This window comes from Rothia sp. HMSC072B04 (genome assembly GCF_001813725.1).
Classification (GTDB): Bacteria; Actinomycetota; Actinomycetes; order Actinomycetales; family Micrococcaceae; genus Rothia; species Rothia mucilaginosa.
The window spans coordinates 1-1,814 of the sequence record NZ_KV813791.1; the positions used below are offsets into that span (position 1 = coordinate 1).

The 1,814-nt window shown below is 52.8% G+C and carries 1 rRNA gene; it reads right to left on the reverse strand.

The window, feature by feature from the left end:
* Positions 1–28 precede the first annotated feature (28 nt).
* Positions 29–1,557 (reverse strand): 16S ribosomal RNA (locus tag HMPREF2928_RS01160).
* Between the last annotated feature and the right edge of the window lie 257 nt (positions 1,558–1,814).

The following is a 1,814-nucleotide window of genomic DNA, read 5'->3' on the forward strand; positions in this document are numbered from 1 at the left end:
AGCATGGCCAACTAAATGTGCTCCTTAGAAAGGAGGTGATCCAGCCGCACCTTCCGGTACGGCTACCTTGTTACGACTTAGTCCCAATCGCCAATCCCACCTTAGACGGCTCCCTCCCAAAAGGGTTAGGCCACCGGCTTTGGGTGTTACCAACTTTCGTGACTTGACGGGCGGTGTGTACAAGGCCCGGGAACGTATTCACCGCAGCGTTGCTGATCTGCGATTACTAGCGACTCCGACTTCATGGGGTCGAGTTGCAGACCCCAATCCGAACTGAGACCGGCTTTTAGGGATTAGCTCCACCTCACAGTATCGCAACCCTCTGTACCGGCCATTGTAGCATGCGTGAAGCCCAAGACATAAGGGGCATGATGATTTGACGTCATCCCCACCTTCCTCCGAGTTGACCCCGGCAGTCTCCTATGAGTCCCCACCATAACGTGCTGGCAACATAGAACGAGGGTTGCGCTCGTTGCGGGACTTAACCCAACATCTCACGACACGAGCTGACGACAACCATGCACCACCTGTATACCAGCCCCGAAGGGAAACACCATCTCTGATGCGGTCCAGTATATGTCAAGCCTTGGTAAGGTTCTTCGCGTTGCATCGAATTAATCCGCATGCTCCGCCGCTTGTGCGGGCCCCCGTCAATTTCTTTGAGTTTTAGCCTTGCGGCCGTACTCCCCAGGCGGGGCACTTAATGCGTTAGCTACGGCGCGGAAAACGTGGAATGTCCCCCACACCTAGTGCCCAACGTTTACGGCATGGACTACCAGGGTATCTAATCCTGTTCGCTCCCCATGCTTTCGCTTCTCAGCGTCAGTTACAGCCCAGAGACCTGCCTTCGCCATCGGTGTTCCTCCTGATATCTGCGCATTCCACCGCTACACCAGGAATTCCAGTCTCCCCTACTGCACTCTAGTCTGCCCGTACCCACTGCAATACACGGAGTTAAGCTCCGGCCTTTCACAGCAGACGCGACAAACCGCCTACAAGCTCTTTACGCCCAATAATTCCGGACAACGCTCGCGCCCTACGTATTACCGCGGCTGCTGGCACGTAGTTAGCCGGCGCTTTCTCTGCAGGTACCGTCAATCTCTCTTCTTCCCTGCTAACAGAGGTTTACAACCCGAAGGCCGTCATCCCTCACGCGGCGTCGCTGCATCAGGCTTGCGCCCATTGTGCAATATTCCCCACTGCTGCCTCCCGTAGGAGTCTGGGCCGTGTCTCAGTCCCAGTGTGGCCGGTCACCCTCTCAGGCCGGCTACCCGTCGTCGCCTTGGTGAGCCGTTACCTCACCAACAAGCTGATAGGCCGTGAGCCCATCGATAACCACTACATAACGCTTTCCACCAACACCCCATGCGGAGATTGGTCGTATCCGGTATTAGACCCAGTTTCCCAGGCTTATCCCAGAGTTAAAGGTAGGTTACTCACGTATTACTCACCCGTTCGCCACTAATCCACCTAGCAAGCTAGGCTTCATCGTTCGACTTGCATGTGTTAAGCACGCCGCCAGCGTTCGTCCTGAGCCAGAATCAAACTCTCCGTTGAAAAAATAGAAAAGCTTGATAATCTGATCTCAAACAGCGAATCACACACGGGGGTGCGTGACTCAAGCTGACTAAATTTGAAACCATTTGATGATTATCAAATATAAATAAATATTTGGTATTAGTTTCAGTTTCCATCACCATTCGGTGATTTTATTGAACAAAGCACACTATTGAGTTCTCAAGCAACACACCGATTCAACACCTCAACTTACTCTTTCGAGAAGTCTTACCGTTGAACGGTCATTCATGTTATTT